The sequence below is a fragment of the Pedobacter xixiisoli genome (assembly GCF_900215335.1).
GTDB classification, from domain to species: domain Bacteria; phylum Bacteroidota; class Bacteroidia; order Sphingobacteriales; family Sphingobacteriaceae; genus Pedobacter; species Pedobacter xixiisoli.
This window is the reverse complement of sequence record NZ_OCMT01000002.1, coordinates 1,263,603-1,284,452: the sequence shown is the minus strand read 5'-3', so window position 1 is coordinate 1,284,452 and position 20,850 is coordinate 1,263,603. Positions and strand designations below refer to the sequence as shown.

Annotated in this window: 17 protein-coding genes; 5 read left to right on the top strand and 12 right to left on the bottom strand. The window is 37.3% G+C overall.

Going from position 1 to position 20,850, the window contains the following annotated elements:
- Positions 1-60: 60 nt before the first annotated feature.
- The 5 genes from CRO54_RS11725 to acpP all read right to left on the bottom strand — a co-directional run bounded on the left by CRO54_RS11725 (position 61) and on the right by acpP (position 5,600).
- On the bottom strand, positions 61-1,716 hold the full coding sequence (locus CRO54_RS11725) for a M1 family metallopeptidase (RefSeq protein WP_097132354.1): 1,656 nt from the start codon (positions 1,714-1,716) through the stop codon (positions 61-63).
- Positions 1,717-1,786: 70 nt separating this feature from the next.
- Entirely contained in the window at positions 1,787-3,664 is a 1,878-nt protein-coding gene (locus tag CRO54_RS11720) for a CocE/NonD family hydrolase (protein ID WP_097132140.1), read from the bottom strand.
- 188 nt (positions 3,665-3,852) lie between these two features.
- Positions 3,853-4,026, bottom strand: coding sequence for a hypothetical protein (locus CRO54_RS21200; protein ID WP_171046944.1), 174 nt, complete (start codon positions 4,024-4,026; stop codon positions 3,853-3,855).
- A gap of 131 nt (positions 4,027-4,157) precedes the next feature.
- Positions 4,158-4,811, bottom strand: a complete 654-nt coding sequence (locus CRO54_RS11715) for a hypothetical protein (RefSeq protein ID WP_097132138.1) — start codon at positions 4,809-4,811, stop codon at positions 4,158-4,160.
- A gap of 285 nt (positions 4,812-5,096) precedes the next feature.
- Positions 5,097-5,600: an acyl carrier protein gene (gene acpP / locus CRO54_RS21660; RefSeq protein ID WP_097132353.1), complete on the bottom strand. Its 504-nt coding sequence runs from the start codon at positions 5,598-5,600 to the stop codon at positions 5,097-5,099.
- Positions 5,601-6,213: 613 nt separating this feature from the next.
- Here acpP and lpdA point away from each other — a divergent pair.
- From lpdA to CRO54_RS11695, 3 genes are all read left to right on the top strand, one after another.
- Positions 6,214-7,620 (top strand): dihydrolipoyl dehydrogenase, encoded by a 1,407-nt coding sequence (gene lpdA, locus CRO54_RS11705; protein ID WP_097132137.1) that lies wholly within the window; start codon positions 6,214-6,216, stop codon positions 7,618-7,620.
- 323 nt (positions 7,621-7,943) lie between these two features.
- Positions 7,944-9,059 (top strand): serine hydrolase domain-containing protein, encoded by a 1,116-nt coding sequence (locus CRO54_RS11700; protein WP_171047884.1) that lies wholly within the window; start codon positions 7,944-7,946, stop codon positions 9,057-9,059.
- A 130-nt stretch (positions 9,060-9,189) separates the two neighbouring features.
- The gene (locus CRO54_RS11695; protein WP_097132133.1) at positions 9,190-10,374 is read left to right on the top strand and encodes an MFS transporter; all 1,185 of its coding nucleotides are present in this window, start codon (positions 9,190-9,192) and stop codon (positions 10,372-10,374) included.
- Between the two features lie 254 nt (positions 10,375-10,628).
- On the opposite strand, the gene CRO54_RS11690 is transcribed toward CRO54_RS11695, so the two are convergent.
- From CRO54_RS11690 to CRO54_RS11660, 7 genes are all read right to left on the bottom strand, one after another.
- Positions 10,629-11,183 carry a hypothetical protein gene (locus CRO54_RS11690; RefSeq protein WP_097132131.1) on the bottom strand — a complete coding sequence of 185 codons (555 nt, stop codon included), beginning with the start codon at positions 11,181-11,183 and terminating at the stop codon, positions 10,629-10,631.
- Positions 11,170-11,652 (bottom strand): RNA polymerase sigma factor, encoded by a 483-nt coding sequence (locus CRO54_RS11685; RefSeq protein ID WP_097132129.1) that lies wholly within the window; start codon positions 11,650-11,652, stop codon positions 11,170-11,172. Before CRO54_RS11685 ends, CRO54_RS11690 begins: the two co-directional genes overlap by 14 nt.
- Positions 11,653-11,841: 189 nt before the next feature.
- Positions 11,842-12,036, bottom strand: coding sequence for a hypothetical protein (locus CRO54_RS11680; RefSeq protein WP_097132127.1), 195 nt, complete (start codon positions 12,034-12,036; stop codon positions 11,842-11,844).
- A 389-nt stretch (positions 12,037-12,425) separates the two neighbouring features.
- Complete coding sequence (locus CRO54_RS11675) at positions 12,426-15,596, bottom strand: efflux RND transporter permease subunit (protein ID WP_097132125.1); 3,171 nt, start codon at positions 15,594-15,596, stop codon at positions 12,426-12,428.
- A 90-nt stretch (positions 15,597-15,686) separates the two neighbouring features.
- Positions 15,687-16,754, bottom strand: coding sequence for an efflux RND transporter periplasmic adaptor subunit (locus CRO54_RS11670; RefSeq protein ID WP_097132123.1), 1,068 nt, complete (start codon positions 16,752-16,754; stop codon positions 15,687-15,689).
- Positions 16,755-16,793: 39 nt separating this feature from the next.
- Positions 16,794-18,107 carry a TolC family protein gene (locus CRO54_RS11665; RefSeq protein WP_244904291.1) on the bottom strand — a complete coding sequence of 438 codons (1,314 nt, stop codon included), beginning with the start codon at positions 18,105-18,107 and terminating at the stop codon, positions 16,794-16,796.
- A 65-nt stretch (positions 18,108-18,172) separates the two neighbouring features.
- A complete protein-coding gene (locus CRO54_RS11660) occupies positions 18,173-18,811 on the bottom strand; it encodes a TetR/AcrR family transcriptional regulator (RefSeq protein ID WP_097132120.1) in 639 nt (212 codons plus the stop codon).
- A gap of 208 nt (positions 18,812-19,019) precedes the next feature.
- Between CRO54_RS11660 and murB the strand changes: the two genes are divergently transcribed.
- On the top strand, positions 19,020-20,033 hold the full coding sequence (gene murB / locus CRO54_RS11655; protein ID WP_097132117.1) for a UDP-N-acetylmuramate dehydrogenase: 1,014 nt from the start codon (positions 19,020-19,022) through the stop codon (positions 20,031-20,033).
- A 148-nt stretch (positions 20,034-20,181) separates the two neighbouring features.
- On the top strand, positions 20,182-20,697 hold the full coding sequence (locus CRO54_RS11650) for an RNA polymerase sigma factor (protein WP_097132115.1): 516 nt from the start codon (positions 20,182-20,184) through the stop codon (positions 20,695-20,697).
- Positions 20,698-20,850 lie beyond the last annotated feature (153 nt).

Sequence of the window (20,850 nt, the reverse complement as noted above, 5' to 3'; positions counted from 1 at the left end):
AGTTTGACCTGCCCAATTTGAAGACGAAATTTTAAGCTAGAGGTTGCATGGTTAAACCAATTATTCTGCTTTTTTGGTTTTTACATAAAAATTTCTTTCTACTGAAAAATTATCGGAGTTAATGCTGCCATCTACCTTGATTGATTGCCACTCATTACTTGGCTTAACTAAAGTATATTCGTTGGCTCTTAAAGATACTTTTACAGGCATATCAAAACCTACAACATCTGTTAGCCAGCGGTATTTTAATTCACCGTTTTCAATTTTGTATTCTAGCGTAGGAATTTTAGCATGGCGCAAATACTGGTCGAAAAACTTGTCTAACTTTAATCCACTTTGTTTGGCGATAAAAGCTTCTACTGCCGCCGAAGTAGTCGTTGAGTGATAAAAAGTCTTGTTCAAACCTCTTAAAATCTGTCTAAACTTTTCATCGTTATTTACTAACTGGCGGATGGTGTGGATGATATTGGCTCCTTTCGAATACATATCGCCATCGCCTTCTGTGTTCGTGTTGTATATGCCAATAACTGGTTTTTTGTTGCCAATCCCCTTTCGCTGACCAATTACGTAATCTTCCCCAGCTTTTTTGCCCTGTGTACTTTCGGTAAAAAGCGCTTCAGAATAGGTAGTAAAACCTTCGTGAACCCACATATCTGCAATGTCTTTAGTGGTAATGTTGTTGCCAAACCACTCGTGCCCAGTTTCATGGATGGTAATGAAATCCCATTTTAATCCATTTCCGGTACCAGATAAATCCTGACCTAAATAACCTTTCATAAACTGATTACCATAAGCTACGGCACTTTGATGTTCCATGCCCAAATGTGGGGCCTGAACTAATTTGTAACCGTCTTTGTACCAAGGGTAGGGGCCGAACCAATATTCGAAGGATTTGAGCATTGGCTTTACATCAGCATCCCAATGCGGACGAGCTTTTGCGCTGTCTTCTTTCAAAGCGTAGAAATCCAAATTGAGTTTGCCGTCTTCGCCATTGTAAGTGTCTGTCCAATGGGCGTACTTGCCAATATAAAATGCGATGCTGTAATTATTGATAGGATTGCCCACAAACCAGTTGTGTTTGGTGTAGCCATCTTTGCCGTCAGTTTTACCACGATAGCGACCGTTGGCAATACAATCTAAGTCTTTAGGTGCGCTAATGCTGACCAACATGCTATCCACTTCATCACTTTGATGATCTTTGTTTGGCCACCAAACGCTAGCGCCCAAGCCTTGACAGGCTACAGATACAAAGGGGTTGCCAGATTTGTCTTTTCTGAAAATAAAACCCCCATCCCAAGGTGGCATTTTAGCAATTTGAGGATTACCACTATAAAAAACTGTGAAACGCTCTTTACTGCCTTTTTTGATTTTTGGGAATTTCACAAAAACCGCTGCAAATTCTCTGATGAACGGCAACTCTTTACCTTTAAAAACCACTTTTTCAACTTTCAGGTTTTCAAATAAATCGAACTGTAGACTTTCGAAATCTTTGGTTGCAGTAAAAGCGAATTCATTACTTCCGCTCACAGATTTATTGTCGATATCAATTTTCACATCTAAGTGATAGTAATTGATATCGTAGCAGGTTCTCAAGTCTGTTAAAGCACCTCTTAGAAATTTGGCTCTGTCATTTTTTGCATTGCTGCCGAGCATATCTTGGGCAATTACCGTTAAGCAAGAGCCTAGTAACGCAAGAGCGAGGAATGTTTTCTTCATTTGATTATATTTTAACCACATAGAAACATAGGAAAATTTATATAAGGCCTATGTTTCTATGTGATTTGTTTTACGGTTTTAATACAGGTAAAGATAAGAAAGAACCGTCGGCTTCGCCATGATAAATTCTGTGCGTTGCTTTTTGGAAATCGCTTGGTTCTGCCTCATAAATATTCATGAATTGCTGCGGATTTCTATCAGCCAAGGGAAACCATGAGTGTTGTACTTGCACCATGATGCGATGTCCTTTTTTGAAGGTATGACCAACATCTGGTAGTGCATATTTCACTTTGGTTGCCTCGTTTGGCACAAAAGCTTCAGGTTTTTCGAAGCTGTTTCTATACTTGCCTCTCAAAATTTCGCCACGAACCAACATTTGATAGCCAGCCATCATTTTGTCTTTATCAGCAGGAGAAACTTCTTTAGTATCTTCCGGATAAACATCGATTAACTTCACTACATAATCTGCATCAGTACCCGAAGTGCTGACCATTAAATTAGCTAAAACAAGTCCAGTAAGGGTAAGGTCTTCTGTTAAAATATCGGTTTGATAAGTTTTTACATCTGGTCTTCTGGAAGCAAAACGTTGGTCGTCTACCATGTATTCTCTGGTACGGTTCGCCTGTACACCATCTTGATAAGGAACAGGTGCGTTAGGGTCGCTTACGTATTCATCGAAACTATTATTGGTAGTCGGTTTTGTGAAGGATAATTTCCCGTTAGCATGGAAATACAAAGATTTTAGCTCTACGTCTTGTGGAGGCCAAGTATTGAACTTTTTCCATTGGTTGCTTCCAGTCAAGAAGATGTTTGCTTCAGCAGCATCAAAATTTCCTTCGCCTTTGAGGTAATATTTGAAGAAAGGTAATTCTAAATTGTCTTGATAGTAAGTGCTAGTAGGCGTACCAAAGTTGATATCTCCGAAACTATCGCCTTTGCCACGCACCCAACCACCGTGGTACCAAGGTCCTGCTACTAAAATGTTGTTTGCTTTTGGGTTTTGTTTTTCTATGGCTTTGTAAGTCGCGAAAGCTCCGTATGCATCTTCGGCATCAAAGAAGCCACCAACGGTCATTACCGCAGGTTTTACATCTTTCAAGTGTTTCACAATTTGGCGAGCTTGCCAAAAAGTATCTAGGTTTGGATGTTTAAACAAATTGTTCCAAAACTGGATGCTATCGCCCATGTATTTTTCTTTCAAGTTTTTTACCGAGCCAGCTTCTAAATAGAAACGATAGTTGTCTTTAATTGGAAACTGGAAAGGTTTCGGACCTTTGTCTGGTGTAATTGGTTGCGGGCGAGGAACACCAAAAGAAGTCATAAATTTAAAGGCATCCATTAAAAATAGCGCACCACCGTGATGGAAATCATCGCCAATAAACCAATCGGTAACGGGTGCCTGTGGCGAAACCGCTTTTAATGCAGAGTGAGATTTAACCAAAGAAGCGGTAGAGTAGAAGCCAGGATAGGAAATGCCGTACAAGCCTGCTTTTCCGTTATTGTTTTTGATGTTTTTTACTAACCAATCGATGGTATCGTAAGTATCGGTGCTTTCATCGACAGCTTTTTTGCCTCTGTCTAAATTGGTAGGTCTAATGTCTTCAAAATTTCCCTCGCTCATCCAACGGCCACGTACATCTTGGTAAACGAAGATAAAGCCGTCACGCATTACTGCAGGGTAGCCACCTAAGCTGGTTTTATATTCGTTTTCTCCGTAAGGACGTACCGTGTAAGGAGTACGATTAATTAAAAATGGATATTTCTTATTGGCGGAAATATCTTTTGGGATGTAGATAGCAGTGAAAAGTTTCGTTCCATCACGCATTGGAATTAGGCGTTCTATTTTGGTGTAGTGACTGCGTACGTAAGCAGAATCTGTTTCTTGTGCAAAAGTGATTTCTGCAAAAAAGCAAGAAACTAAAAATAAGGCGAGGAGTATTCGTTTCATTGTTTGATTGGATTTAGGGTTAGTTCTAAGCAGAAAACTTAAGGCTGAAAGCCCTTGTGGGAAAGAAACGCAAATAAAATCGTCATTTCGAGCGGAGTAAAACGAAGTCGAGAAATCTTTAGATTGTGTTTAGCTAATTCAAAGATTTCTCCATTACGCTACGCTTCAGTCGAAATGACGAGAGAAAATTAGTGACCGCCGTCTGAGGTATCAATTGGTTTGCGGAATGCGAAACCTAATACGAAATATACTAATGCAAGGATATACCAAACATAAGGGCAGTCATTTTTGAATGCCAATGCTCCTAACAAAAATGTAGCTAGGCCTACTGCAAAAAATGGAATGTTTCTTAAGCTTATCATATTCAAACTTAGATATTATTGCTTAAATAAGCAATAATATCTGTTTGAAAAAGCAGTTCTATCATACTCAAATTTACAGACAAATAGTTTCGGATTGAAAAAAGTGCAAGCGATACGGTCAAAATAGTAAATTACATTGTGATATAAGTTGTGCCTAGATAATCAAAGTCATTGTCGAATAAAAAATTGTATACTGAAAATCCGTTATTGCTTAAGCTGGGATCTAACCCCAATGGCACACCATTAGTTATAATAGTTTTACATAATAAATGATGAGATAAGAAAGAATAGTTAGGGAACAAAACTGTAACAATTCGTTTTATTGTGTCCATATATTTTTCCTGATAATTAGCAACACGTGTCTTTGAAGAACGAATACTTGTTGTTATAGGTGTAAATGTATGTAAATGTAAAGAGGAATTTTTATGGATTATTCTTTCTTCATAGAACGCTGTAAAGTATTGAGTTAGTAATGATAATCTCAATTCTAAGCTATAGATTATTGTTAGTTCTTCTATATCTTTTTCATGAAGTTGTATTGAAATAGAATAGTTAGGGAACTGTTTTTCAAATTCTGAAAGAACATTAAACTCTTTGAATTCTTTTTCTATATCGGATATTAGTTTTCTTTCGGTAAAAGATAGATTATCAGTGAGTAATCGATTGATTTTTGCTTCTGTTATTTTGAATATATCGTCAAATTGAGAAGGTGAGCCATTCGGCATGGTCGGAAACCCTAAATCATAATATCTTTCGATTTCTTTTATTAAATTGTCAATGTTCATATGGCAGGAGTTATAGTTTTAATAGCCTAATTGCAATAGGTTGCTACCGTTGATGGTACATTTCCCAGACATCCACTTGTAGAGAAAGATGAACCGTAACCGCCAGAAATCTGTAATACAGTGTTTATTTGAGTAATAAGGGCTTGTCTAAGTGTAACAGAGTTAGCCACAGGAATAATATTCCATTTTACTTCATACATTATTGCTTCAACGGCAAGATTATAAGATGTTAAAAAGGCTGTAGACGCAAGTGCACCATTAGTATTTTTAGTTGAAAAACATGCTTCACCTATAATTACTGGAATTGAAGAAGTTCCACTCGATGTCGTTATCTGCATTGTGAAACCTAGGTTTTTGTAGGCCTCCAGTATACGAATTGCCAACTTTAATCACCGCAGGTACTCCACATAATCTGGCGTGATTGGCATCTATAGTTACTGAAATAATACCGTTTCCGGTATATACACCGCCGACAGGAATATCTCCTCCTCCAGGATTTGGGTATGTTGGTATATAAGGTATGCCGCCACCACCACCACCGATGATTGTTACTGTGCCTAATCTGGAATAAGTAAAGTCAATATATTGTCCAACTGTATATAGTTTTTCTGCCTCATCATCATAAATATCTATTTCAAACTCTTCTTCGATATCCATAACAATTTCCCTGATATTTAATTCATCCGCTCCTAAATCCATTACTAAATCTGATTCGAGTGTTACGTAGTCATCTGCGATACCAATGCTTTCCGCAATAATTTTTTTAACTTTTTGGGTAACAGTATACATTGATGGTGGTTGGTTTTCATCATACCCACCGTAGCTGTGCTTGTTTTCAATTTTGAGCTTTTCGCTTTGTTGAGTAAGTTCTAGTTCATTCTTACTGCAAGAAAAAATGAAAATGCTTAATAAGATAGTTGTAAGATGTTTTTGTTTTTCATATGATAGGATTAAAAATTTTCGACAAAAATATTTAAAGTATTTGTAAAACGCATAAATGTGACAATTTTTCACACTGCGCAGTTTGAGGGAGTAGAGTGATTTTTTATGTTTAGTAGTAGCAAATACTTTGGTTCTCTAAACGGGATTGCAGCGGAAAAACTTTTTGTTATTATTCCTGTCATCCTGAACGCTAGTGAAGGATCTGTAAGTTAATGCAGACCAGAAGTAGATTCCTCGTTCCTCGGAATGACAGGTTAACTAGAAACAAAAAGATTGCAGCGTAAAGCCCGACTTTCGAGTGCTATGGAATGCTGGTATTGCTTTTCAAAAAATATTCTTTGCTCTTCAATTTATGACCACCTTAAAACCGTGACCAAGTTTTTACAACATTAAAACACTTAACTTTTGGTGTTTAAGCGGTAAAACGTACATTTGCCAGAACAAAAATTCTTAAAAGATCATGCAATACGATGTAGTTGTTATTGGCTCGGGTCCGGGCGGTTATGTAGGTGCCATCCGTTGTGCACAATTAGGTTTAAAAACAGCGGTAGTAGAAAAATATAAAACTTATGGCGGTACTTGCTTAAATGTAGGCTGTATTCCGTCTAAGGCATTGTTAGATTCTTCGGAGCACTTCCACAACGCGGCTCATACTTTCACTACTCACGGTATTAACATCAAAGATTTGAAAGTTGATATGAAGCAAATGATTGCTCGTAAGGATGATGTTGTAGCGCAAAACACTGCTGGTATCACTTATCTTTTCAAGAAAAACAAGATTGATGCTTTTGAAGGTGTGGCTTCTTTTGAAGATAAAAACACCATTTTGGTAACTAAAGCAGATGGTAGTACAGAAAAATTAACTGCTAAAAATGTAATCATCGCTACAGGTTCTAAACCTACGGCTTTGCCTTTCTTGCCCATCGATAAAAAACGTATCATCACTTCTACCGAGGCTTTAACTTTGAAAGAAGTTCCTAAAACTATGATCGTAATTGGTGGTGGGGTAATTGGTTTAGAGCTAGGTTCGGTTTATGCTCGTTTGGGTACTAAAGTAACTGTGGTTGAGTTTGCTCCAGCTATTATCGGTACAATGGATGCTGGTTTAGGTAAAGAATTGCAACGTGTGCTAAAGAAATCTTTAGGCATGGAATTCTTAACTAGCCATAAAGTAACTGGTGCATCGGCTAAAGGTAAAGTGGTTACGGTAACTGCTGAGAATGCTAAAGGCGAAGCAGTTTCTGTGGAAGCTGATTACTGTATCGTTGCGGTTGGCAGAACGGCTTACACTGCTGGTTTAGGTTTAGATAAAATCGGAATTACTACAGAAGAAAGAGGTAATAAAATTCCTGTGAACGACCACTTAGAAACTTCGGTTGCTGGTGTATATGCCATTGGCGATGTAGTTAAAGGTGCCATGTTGGCTCACAAAGCAGAAGATGAAGGGATCTATGTGGCTGAGCGCATTGCTGGACAAAAACCGCATATCAACTATAACTTAATTCCGGGTGTGGTTTACACTTGGCCAGAGGTGGCTTCTGTGGGTCAAACCGAAGAGCAATTGAAAGCTGCTGGTGTGAAATATAAAGCTGGTTCGTTCCCTTTCAAAGCGAGTGGACGTGCGAAAGCAAGTATGGATACTGACGGTTTCGTGAAAGTATTGGCTGATGAAAAAACTGATGAAATTTTAGGTGTTCACATGATTGGTCCACGTGCTGCTGATATGATTGCAGAGGCGGTGGTAGCGATGGAATTCCGTGCTTCGGCAGAGGATATTGCTAGAATTTGCCATGCACACCCAACTTATACTGAAGCTTTAAAAGAAGCGGCAATGGCTGCTACTGAAAATAGAGCGATACATATTTAATTTAAGTGGTCAGGTATCAGTTTACAGTGGTCAGTTGATTACTACTTTATATACAAATCCTGCGGTTGTTACCGTGGGATTTTTTTTGCTCTCGTCATTGCGAGGCACGAAGCAATCTTACAACTTAGACAAAAATACAAATCGCTTTAGTATTGCTTCGTGCCTCGCAATGACGAAAACTTTAAGCTTTTCTCATCTCAATCTTAATTTTCTTCATTCCTTAATGGTTTTATTTTTAGATATGTATTTTAGCATTGATGAGAATTACCTTTTCTTTAGCCGCGATTTTACTTTTCCTTTCTGCATGTGTACCCTTACGGTCTATGAAATATCTAATCCCCGATTTGGGCGATAGTGCCAAGTTCGAAAATGTAACTATCCAAAAATCTGCTACACCTTTTTACTTTAAAAATAACTTAGCGAATAAAGTTTACGACTCATTAAAAACACGTTTAGATACTTCGCTGATTGGTACAAAAACCAATGTCTTTTTGGTCATTAAAAACGATAGCATCATTTACCAATACCTATCAGATGGAAATACTTTAGCAGTGAGGCAACCTAGCTTCTCTATGGCGAAATCTTTCGTTGGTACTTTGGTTGGCATGTCTGTAGATAGAGGAGAAATCAAATCAACGGATGATCTGGTGATTAAGTACCTGCCCGAGCTAGCTAAAAATGATGAACGTTTCAAAAGATTAACGATTCAACAGGTGTTGGATATGCGCAGTGGATTTGACTTTAAGGAACGCTCTTTTAGTCCATTTTCGCAGATAACCCGCAGTTACTATGGTGCCAATTTGAAAAAGATAGTGGGCAAACTGAAGATGAAAAACGAACCTGGAAAGGTTTTCGAATATCAAAGTATCAATACTCAAGTGCTGGCTTTTATTTTGGAGAAAGTAACGGGAAAGGGCATGCAAGAATTGATGCAAGAACGTTTATGGAAACCACTGGGTGCTGAGAGCGATGCGCTTTGGAGTTTGGATAACGATGAAAATATCAAAGCTTTTTGCTGTATTAACGCCACAGCTTTAGATTTCGCTAAAATTGGAAGACTTTACTTAAATGGAGGTAATTGGGAAGGCAAACAATTGATTTCTAAAAAATGGGTGGATATAACCACCAATCCAGATACTTTAACCAAGTTAAGGTATAAGAACCAATTTTGGGCAACCCGAGATTTTAAATTCTTTAAAGATTCAATTAGTACAATAAACGCTTTGCTTAAAGATAAATTGGATTATCCAGTTGAACTAAATCCAGATGGTAGGTACTTTTATGCAAAAAAGGTTTACGATTACAAGGCGCAAGGTATGTTCGGACAATCAGTTTATGCAAACCCACAAAATAAAGTGATTATTGTGCGTTTGGGAGATAGGCAAAAGAAAGTTAATCTTCACAGTTTTGTACAAATGGTAGGACGGAGTGTGAAGTAGTTGATTTGAACAACCTCCATTGCTTCAAAAGTAATCATTGTGTTAAAATAATAAATAGCAAGTGTTTGAGGTGGTTTTATTGTAGGTTTTTATAGACCTTTGCAGAAAATTTAATCCCCGCCGTTCTTTCATGTCAACAATTGCAGATAGTCCCGATTTGTCCGTTAAGGAAACTTCTAAATATAGTAAGAAGACCGTCCGTTTAGCAGTATCGCTTTTTTACTTTGGTCAAGGTTTAGTATTTGCCAGTTGGGCAAGTCGTATACCAGATTTAAAGGCTGCGTTAAGTCTTTCTGATGCTGCCTTGGGAAGTATTTTATTAGCCTTACCTATTGGTCAATTAATTACTATGCCCGTTTCTGGGCGTTTGGTAGCAATTTTTGGCAGCAAGAGAATCCTTACCTTGGCAACTCCAGTTTACGCACTTTGCTTAACCAATTTGGCTTTGGCTACTCATGGCTGGCATTTAGCTGTTTTTCTATTGTTATTTGGAATTTCGGGAAACTTGTGCAACATCGCTTTAAACACACAAGCGGTTACCGCCGAGGGGCATTACGGAAAACCAATCATGTCATCGTTTCATGGTTCTTGGAGTTTGGGGCTTTTTACAGGTGCTTTAGTAGGTTTATTGATGATGAACCTACACTTAACTACTGCGGTACATTTTTGGATAATCGCTCCCTTGGCTTGGGTTCACATATTTATTAACCACCGTTTTTTATTGATTGGTAAGTCGGTACAAAAAGAGAAACCAAAGTTTTTAATGAAACCACAGGGTATGTTGGTTCAGCTGGGGATTATCGCTTTTTGTAGTATGGCAACCGAGGGTGCTTTGATGGATTGGAGTGGTGTTTACTTTAAGGAAATTGTACATGCGCCAGCTAAATGGGTAATTCTGGGATATGCTTCTTATTCGGCGATGATGACTATAGGTCGTTTTGTGGGAGATAAGTTCATTGCGTCGTTAGGTCGTAAAACGATGCTACAACTTTGCGGAGTCATTATTTCAACAGGGATGTTCCTATCCGTGGCTTTTCCTACTGTTATTGTAGCAACTATTGGTTTTATGTTGGTGGGTATTGGGGTTTCGGTGATTATTCCCATGACTTATACCATTGCAGGCAATAATGATAAGATGCCATCTAGTTTGGCTATTGCGATGGTATCAAGTATCGGTTATTTTGGTTTCTTGATGGGCCCGCCATTAATTGGTTATATCTCTGAGTTATTTAACCTTCGTTATTCTTTTGCCTTGATTGGCTGCTTTGGTATCCTGATTAGTTTATTGGTAAGGAAAATTAGTGCGATTAGGTAGGGGATAGGGATTAGTGGTCAGGTGTTAGGAATCAGGTACTAGGCTTTAGTAATTAGTTGGATGTTTAAGCAATTTGCTACTCTCTCCTTTTTAAGGAGAGATGCCTGAAAGGCAGAGAGGTTTTGGATACTTCTTACTTCATTTGAATAGGATAATTTTTGTCGATTTATTCCTTGTATAAAAGAGATTTAAAATAATTTATTTACCCTCTCTCCCGATAAATCGGGATCTCTCCCTAAGAGGGAGAGAATGTATTAATCAACGGAAGCACTGAATTCTTGCAACACCAATTTCAACTTATTTATCCTGACTGACCAAACTTTGTGCAAAATGAAAAGTTGCGCCGAAAATACAATTAAAATTGCCACCAAAGCCCACCAATTACTTTCTGAAAAGTTGATATTGTAGGTGAAGAATAACATCATTCCAGAAATAAATATGATTCTTGTTATGAGATTTTCTACTCGTAACACTTTTAGATTGGATACAAAATCAGTTAAATTGTCTTTAAGGTTGGTACCACCTTTAAATAGCTTTTGTAGCTTGTAGCTTTTGACGTGATGTAAGATTGGAGCCAGAATAGCTATGGTGATAATGATGTTCACAAATAATGGTTTATCTGCGCCATCAAACATCGAATAATAGCAAAATAGAAAAGCGGTGAATCCCAAAAGCTCTATAATCATCTGTTTCTTAATGGATTTTAAAACTGGATTGCTATGTTCTTTACACATCTTGTTTAAATCTTCCTTACTTTTTTGAGCTGGGGCAATGCCTTGCCAAACTGATTTTAGATTATCTGTTTCCATGACTTAAAATTTGATGAAGTTTGTTTTTAATTCGGTTGATTTTTACGCCTACGTTATTTTCGCTAATTCCAATAATTTCTGCAATTTCTTGATAACTCATTTCTTCTAAGTAAAGTGCAATGATGGCTCGTTCGCCTTCGTTTAATTGTTTTATACCCCAAAGTAATTGCTGTTGTTGTTCATTTTTTTCATTTGGATGATGAAAGTTGTTGTCTGGTAACACCGCTACAAATTCTATCGTAGGTTTTCTTTTTCTAAAAGAACTGATGGCAGTATTTAATGCAATGCGGTATAGCCAAGTGCTAAATTTAGCGTCCCCTCTAAATGAAGTGAAACCTTTCCAAGCTTGGTAGGTAATTTCTTGAAATAAATCCTCGTAGTCTTCCCTTTGATTGCAATAAATACTGCAAACCTTACCAATAATTCCTTGATTGGAAGTAAGTAATTGAAGGAACTCTATTTCGCTCATAGTTTAGGTTTGCAAGCTTATATTTAAGGTAGTTTGGAAGCGATATAATAAAGGTCGTCATTGCGAGGTACGAAGCAATCTTACAACTACTAAAATATATAATTTGCTTTAAGATTTTCATTGTCTGTTTGTGTTTTAATTGCATCGAGCTTGCTCTGCAAGTGCTTCGTACTTCACAATGACAATAAGCTAATTTTTTATTGCTTCTATCTTCTCATTTAACAAACGCATACTATCTAAAATAACGATTTGCTTTTTTTCTAGCTTGTCTATTCTTTGAGAAAGCTCTGCGTCTCTTAGTTGTGCCCGTCCATCTGGCGATGAGTTTTTGCCACAGCTGGTTAAAGCCAATAGCGAAATTATTGTGATTGCAATTCTTTTCATTTTATGTTCTTTATGGGTATAAGTAGCGAATTGAAAAGAAAACTTACACTTGCTAGTATTTTTTTTGATGGGAGTAATGCCTACAGTTTAATAAACGGGATTGCAGTGGAAATACTTTTTGCGTGTCACGTTGAGCTTGTCGAAACGTTGTTGCCATAATAATCCTTCGACAAGCTCAGGATGACGGAATGGAAGGCCGAAACGAGAACAAAAAGTTGTAGCGTAAAGCCCGACTAATTTTAAACCAAGTTGATGACCTTGCTTTTCGAGAGAATATTACATCCATAACACCCCCGCCCTTCGGGCACCGCTCTAAAAGAGGAAATATAAAAAAGTCCCGATAACAATTTGCTATCGGGACTGGGTTTATTGTGTGTTGGGAAAAATTCTTAGTGGTGTTGTTCCCACTCATTTACATCTTTATGGTCGTAAGGTTCTACCATTAATTCTTCAATGGTTTTTCCTTTTTTGTTGAAACCGAATTTCTCTAAAATATTATCGAAAATTTGGTACATTACTGGTACAACTACCAATGTAAGGAATAGCGAACTGGTTAAACCGCCAATAATAACCCATGCCAAACCATTTTTCCAGTCGGCACCAGCACCACTTGCCAATGCAATAGGTAACATACCGATTACCATGGCAATAGTTGTCATCAAAATTGGACGTAAACGAGCATGGTTAGCTAAAATTAGCGCTTCGTGAGTAGTTTTGCCTTGCGCTTTCATTTGGTTGGTAAAATCGACCAAGATAATCGCATTCTTCGCTACTAGACCCATTAGCATAATGAAACCGAGGATAGTAAAGATACCCAAAGCGTTATTAGTTAACGCCAAAGCAAGTAAGGCTCCAATTAATGCCAATGGTAAAGAGAACATTACCACAAACGGATAAACAAAACTATCGTACAATGCCACCATGATTAAATAAACCAAGATAATTGCTGCTAACAAAGCGATACCTAAAGTACCGAAACCTTCGCTTTGGTTTTCTTGGTCACCAGCCCAGAAGAAACTTACACCTGCAGGCAATTTCATTTTATCTAACTCCGTTTGGAAATCAGTTACCACAGAACCTGTCGGTCTGCCCACTGTTTGCGCTTGTACTGTTACCGAAGTAGATTTATTTAAACGCTCTAATAAACTTGGTCCAGAACCTTCTTTAATTTCTGCAAATTGCGAAAGTTTGATTTGTTGGCCTGTAGCATTTGCAAAGATCAGGTTACGTACGTCATCAATATCTTTACGATCGAAATCTTGGTACTGGATGTTAATGTCGTATTCGTACTCACCTTGACGGAATTTACCATCGGTATTACCAGCAAAAGCTGTCTGCATGGTTGAACCTACTGTCGAAAGGTTTAATCCTAATGCCGACATTTTATCCCTATCAACTTTTACGTTAATCTCTGGTGTACCTTTTTCTACCGAAAGTTTAGTTTGCGTAGCACCAGGAATTTTCGCTAGTACTTTTTCTGCTCTTTCTGCAACAGCTAAAACAGTATCTAACTGAGGTCCCATTACTACCAATTGAATTGGAGCATTATCAGCGGTTCCCAAAATACCGATTGGAACGGTCTTGATTTTAGCGCCTACCAACACTTTTTCCAACTCACGGGTGTAAGTTGTTGAAATGATATCAGAAGAGACATTGCCACGTTCTGGTTTGTCTTTTAACTTAACGTTAATTTCCGACTTATAAGCAGTAGCAGTGGTAGCGCCCATGTTTCCGCTAGATTGACCAACAGTGGTAATCATTTGAATTACATCTTTCTGACCGCTTAAATAGTTTTCAGCCTTTTGCGTATATAGGTTGGTCTGTTCTAAAGAAGCATCTTTAGGCATCTCTATTTGTAACAAGAACTCGCCTTTATCAGACTTAGGGAAGAATTCGAAACCAATGTATCCGCCAGCTAATAAGCCGCAAGAAGATAGCAGTAACAAAACCATTGAAACAAGTGTAATGGCTTTGTGTTTAAGTGTCCATTCTAATAATCCAGTAATCCATTTGGTAAATTTTGCCAATTGTTTTTCGAACCAAAGGATGAATTTACCAAAGGCATTTTTACCTTCTATTTTCTCCAATTTACCAAAACGAGAGAAAATTAACGGTACAATAGTAAACGAGGCAACTAACGATAGTAATGTTGCAATAATAACTACCACACAGAACTGACGTAAAATGTTAGCTACCATACCAGTACTTACTGCGATAGGGAAGAAAACTACCACAATTACGAAAGTGATGGAAACTACGGTAAAACCGATTTCACGTGTTCCGTCTATAGCAGCACGAACCTTGTTTTTACCCATCTCCATGTGACGTTGGATATTCTCCAAAACCACAATCGCATCATCTACCAAGATACCTACCACTAGGGATAGACCTAGTAAAGACATTAAGTTTAATGAATAACCGAATAATGAAATACCAATAAACGTAGCAATTAAAGATGCAGGAATGGAAACCATTACAATGATGGCATTACGCAAACTGTGTAAGAAGAAAAGCATTACCACGGCTACCAAAATAACCGCTAAAATTAAATCGTGGATTACCGCATCGGCAGATTGCAAGGTATAAACAGAACTATCGTTTACAATCTTGATATCTAAGTTGATGTCTTTATAATCAGTTTTTAGTTTTTCGATAATTGCTTTAGTGCCTTCACTTACCGTTACCGCATTGGCATCACTTTGTTTAATAATTTGCAAAGCGATAGAGTTAGCTCTGTTGATACGGGCAATTTTCTCAGTTTCTTTTTGGGTATCCTGAACATCGGCAATATCGCCTAAACGAATTTGTGCGCCATCTTTACCTGTAGAAACTACTAGGTTACGCATCTCTTCGATACTTGCGTATTTACCAGATAAACGTACTAAAATGTCTTGCTCTTTAGTTTTAACACTTCCTGTAGGGAAATCTAAGTTAGAAGCTAAAATTGCCTGTTGTACAGCTGGTACAGATAATCCGTAGCCTTGCATTTTTTTAGCATCTAAACCTACTTTAATTTCACGCTCTGAACCACCAATTAAGTTAACTTGCGCTACACCAGATACACGGGAAATGATTGGTGCAATACGTTTGTCCATTAAATCGTAGAACGAAATATCATCCATGTTACCAGATGCAGACATGGTGATTACAGGGAAATCGTCTAACGAGAACTTACTCAATGAGGGTTGTTTAACATCGTCTGGTAAATCCGCCAAGATGGCGTTCACCTTTCTTTGTGCATCATTTAGTGCAATGTCTATTTCAGCTTTATCCGTTAAGGTAATTACCACTACAGATAAACTTTCGTAAGAGCTGGCATTAATTTTCTTGATGTTTTCCATCGAAGAAACCGCATCTTCAATTTTCTTGGTTACGGTACTTTCTACTTCGTTTGGCGAAGCACCAGGGTAAATGGTAGAGATAGATACTACGTTTGAAGTGAACTTTGGTAAAAGCTCGTATCCTAACGAGAAATAGCTCAATAGACCCATCAAGGTTAGTGCGGTAAATACCACAATTACCAGCGACGGTCGTTTTATGGATATGTCAGTGATTTTCATTTTTTTATGTTGGGTAATTAGTATCGAGATTTAAGTATCGAGTATCGAGATTTTAGCTCGTAGCCCGCAACTCTTAACATTCAACTATCCTTATTTAATAATGGTAACCGGAGTGCCTTCTGTCAAGTTAATTTGACCACTTGTAATTACTGTTTCTCCTTCTTTTAAGCCTTCTAAAATCTCTACGTTATCTCCCAAAATACGACCAGATACTACTTTACGAGTCTCGGCAGTGTTTTTAGATTTGTTTAGAACGTAAACTTCGTTGCTACTTACACTACCCACAAAAGAAGTACGAGGAACCAAAATTGCAGGAGCTTGTTTAGGGAATTTGAATACCGCTGTACCATACATACCTGCTTTTAAGCTAGATTTAGTATTGTTAGCTACTTCAATCTCGATAGGGAAGTTTAAAGTTTCGTCAGCTTTTGATGCAATAAAAGTTACTTTTCCAGAAAATTTCTCTGTAGGGAATACCGATGATTGAATTTGAACTGCATCACCATTTTTTAGGTTAGCAACCTGTCCTTCGTTCACGTTTACTTTCAACTTCAATTTGGAAACATCTACCAATTCGAACAGTTGCGTACCTTGAGCGGTTACAAACGCACCTACCTCAATGTATTTTTTGTTTACGATACCGTTAATTGGAGATTTGATGTTAGCATCGCTTAATCTTCTTTGTGAAGCTTGTAAACGTAATTTAGCATTTTGAGTTGCCAATTTAGCTTGGTCTAACTGTTGTTGTGTAACACCACCAGTTGCATAAGAACTTTGATACCTAGCTTCGTCTTTTACCGCATTTTGGTAAGCAGCTTCTGCAGTTTCTCTATCGGTATTGATAATTTCAGCATCGATACGAGCTAAAACTTGTCCTTTGCTTACACGGTCACCTTCTGACACATATATTTTAGTCACACGACCGGCATTCTCTGATAAGAAGTTTAGCTCTTGCTGAGGAGCAAAGTTTCCGTTAGCAGTAAAATCCAAATTCACTTCTTTGCGTTCTACGTTTGCAGCCTTTACAGCTACAGCACCACTACCTTTCGCGATAAAATCGGTGGTCTCTTGTGCCTTCTTCTTGTTGTTGTTTAATATGTAAAAAATTGCAGCTAATATGACAACAACTACAATAATTATGGTAATTACTCTTTTCATCTGTTTATTGATTTGACTTTATTTCTTCTGTACTTTGGTTTATTGTGCTAAAGTGTTGATTTCGCCTTTAGACTTGATCAACTGTATTTCGGCAATTTTATAGTTTAATAATGCTTGTGTGTAGCTGTTTTGAGCTTGTGTTAAAGCATTTTCAGTATCTAACAGGTCGGTTAGAGAAGCCAATCCGTTATTGTAATTGTTTTGTGTACTTACATAGATTTCTCTAGCCAACTCTGCGTTTTTCTTTTGAGCATTAATGGTATTAATGCTGTTTCTCAATTGAATTTTAGCATTCTCGTAAGCCATATTCAGCGAGTTGGTGGTTTCCCTACGATCTACTTCATATTGTTTAATCTCTACATCTGCTTGTCTTACTTTAGAACGAGTTAAGAAACCATTGAAGATGGGAACACGTAAAGTTAAACCTATTGCAGAGGCATCAAAGCCAATCGCATTACGGTTGGATGTTAAGAAATCGAAACCATTTGATTGGCTGTTATAGTTGTAGTTTGCCGTTAATGCAAGTGTAGGATAGTATTCAGAGACGTAAGCCTTACGCTGTAGATTTAGCAATTTTCCTTGTACATCCAATAACTTCATTTCGGTCCTTGATGCTGTGTTCAAAGTATCTGCCAAAACTGGATTTTGATTAACGTCGGTTAGTTCAGAAGAAGGAAGTGTAATTGGATTGTTAATAGGCATTCCCATGGCAAATTTCAATTGATTTTCTAACATGGTAATCCCATTCGCAGCTTCAGCTCTTTGTGTGTTTAAATTAGTGAGGTTAACATTGATACGATCAACATCAATCTTCTTGGCTAAACCATTTTTATATTGGTTTGCGATAATTTTCTCAACTACTTTTACGTTTTTGATATTAGTATCGATTACATTTAATTGCTGCCTGTTCACCAATACTTGATAATAATTATTGGCAACCTGCTCAATTACTTGTTCTTGGGTAAGTTGTGCATTTAACCTGTAATAAGCTTCGCTAGATTTGGCAGCTTGTAAGCCAGTAAATACTTGCTGGTTAAATAACTGTTGAGATAATTGTACTCCGGCTACAGAGTTCCAAGCTTGTCCCATTTTAAAAGATTGAGTTTGTCCGCCAATATCTGCAACCAATTGACCGATGATTGCATTGTAAGTTAAGCCTACGTTACCCGTAATTTGTGGTAAGGCTTGTGCTCTTACCTCTTGCGTTTTAAACTTACCTTTATCAATTTCTAATACCGCCTTCTTAGCAGCCGCATTGTTTTCTAAAGCATATTTTAACGCATCTTTTAGCGTTATTGGCTGTTGTGCGTAGGTGAGCGCTGGCAAACCGAGACTGGCTAAGAGCAGTAACATTAGTTTTGCCGTCTTTATTCTAAACATAGTTGATATAATTATTATTTTTTGGGGTTAATGCTATATTAATTGTTTTTTACTAGTTCCTTTTGGTTCAATAGTTCATCGTCGTATTTATGGATTAACTTAAGTCCTTCATTGTTACAAATTCCGAACAAAAAATGACGAGTTATTTCCACCATAATACTTGATAAGCTATTTTTATTGGTGTCATAATGACCATTTTGAGTGAAAACCACATCTACTTGATCTAATCTCATTCTGGTAATGATTTCGGTATCGATATCTGCTCGGTAAAGGCCTTCTTGTTTACCTCTTTCCAAGTTTTCAGAAATTTTTCTTCCAATTTCTTTTTCTTTAAAAGCAACAAATTTTAACCAAGCTTCCTGATGATACTTCTGTAGGTCATAAAAAAGCATCGGGTTCATTGTTGCTAAAAAGTAGTCCATGTCCTGCATTCCTAAATACAGTTCTTGCACTGCATTTTCAGATTTAGCAAAACAATTGTTCATTTGTAGGTCCTGATTTACAATCCTGTCCTTAATCAGGATATTAATCAATTCATTTTTATCCTTGAAGTTCTGATAGATTGTCTTTTTTGATATGCCTAAATGCTTCGCAATATCATCCATCGTTACGCTTTTAAAACCGTACTGGCAAAAAAGTTTATCTGCTTCGTTAATGATATAATCTCTTACTTCCAATTTGTTATCCTTTCAAAAATCTGACGCAAAACTATGGAAACTTTTTTTAATCTGAAAGTTTCCTAAAGTATTTTTTTCTGATATTTAGTAATTTACAATTGAGAGACAAATACTTTTTAGCTCATCAGACTAGGACTACAACATGCAAAACTTAAAACGTAAATCTATTTTGTAAATCATTGTTACATTTGCAGTAAACAATAGCTTTATGCCACTTTTAGAAAACCACTCTTTAAAACTACTCAATACTTTTGGGATAGATGTAAATGCCAAACTTTACGCAGATATTTCTTCGGAAGCAGACTTGACATCAGTTTTTTCAAATCCAGTAGTAAAAGAAAATAAGTTGTTGGTGTTAGGGGGTGGTAGCAATATGCTTTTCATTAAAGACTACGATGGGCTGGTGCTTAAAATCAGCATTAAAGGTATAGATGTTACAGAAGACGGTGAAGATATTTTGGTAACTGCTGGAGCGGGAGAGGTTTGGGATAGTTTGGTAAAATATTGCGTAGCTAATGGATATGCAGGTGTTGAAAACCTAACATTGATTCCTGGTACGGTGGGAGCATCGCCTATTCAAAATATTGGAGCTTACGGCGTAGAGATTAAGGATGTTTTTGAAAGTTGTACGGCATTTGAAATTGCTACTGGACAAGTTCGCTCTTTTTCTAAGGCAGATTGTGAGTTTGCCTATCGTGAAAGTGTATTCAAAGGAAAGTTGAAGGGACAGTTCATTGTTACTTCGGTTACTTATCGATTGTCTCGTACAGCTAATTTGCAAACACACTATGGTGCTATCAATGCCGAATTAGAGCGTAGAGGAATTACAGCGCCAAGCATGGCTGATGTTTCTGAAGTGGTTGCTGCCATTCGTGTAAGCAAATTGCCAGACCCAAGTACCATTGGTAATGCAGGGAGTTTCTTTAAAAATCCAATTATCGATAAAACTGTGTTTGATGATTTACTGTCGCAATTTCCAGACATGCCGCATTATCCAGCACCAGATGGAAGGATAAAATTGGCTGCGGGTTGGTTAATCGAAGCTTGTGGTTTTAAGGGAATGGTAGACGGAAATACAGGGACATGGAAAAATCAAGCCCTGGTATTAGTGAATCATGGCGGCGCTACAGGACAGGAGGTGTACAGATTTTCAGAAAAAATAATCAATACTGTACAGCAAAAATTTGGAGTGTTACTAGAAAGAGAAGTAAATATCCTTTAGTTATAGCTTTCTTGAGTACTTTTTATTAGTTTTTAAATTTTAAGAGTTCAATTCTGCCGTTTTTGGTATCATAGTTGTAATGTGTTACACAACTATGACAGTTGCCACCCATCTAGCATCTGTTCTTTATTAACTAAAAACTAAGAATATGACACAGCTGCAATTTAACGAACAACTAAACGACTACTCTACTTCATTAAGGTCATTTGCTTTAAATTTTACTAAAGACCTTGAAGATGCGAATGATTTGGTGCAAGACACCATGCTTAAAGCAGTAACCTATTATAGTAAATTTAAAGAAGGTACCAATTTAAAAGGCTGGTTGTTTACCATTATGCGTAATACTTTTATCAACAATTACAGACGTTTGGTAAAAACAAATGCCTTAATTACGCAAAGCGATGACATTACCTATGCTAATTTGCATTACAGTGCAACAAACAACGGCGTAGAAAGCAAGTTTGTATTGAAAGATATCAATAAAGCTTTGGATTCGTTAGCTCCAGAATACTACATTCCTTTTATCAAATATTTCGAAGGATTTAAATATCATGAAATTGCTGAAGAGCTAAACATTCCAATTGGTACGGTGAAAACTAGAATTCACGTAGCAAGAGGACAACTGAAAAAATACCTTAAAAACTACTCTCTTGATAGAGGATAAGGTTAAAAATATTTTGAAGCCCTGAACTTGTTCGGGGCTTTTTTTATGAAGCATCGTTTTGAGGTTAGCCTTTTAGTTCTGTTCAGCAACCAAATTATCAATATTTCTTCTTGCTGAATTGATTTCAGCATTTGCCACATGTCTCTTTAGTTA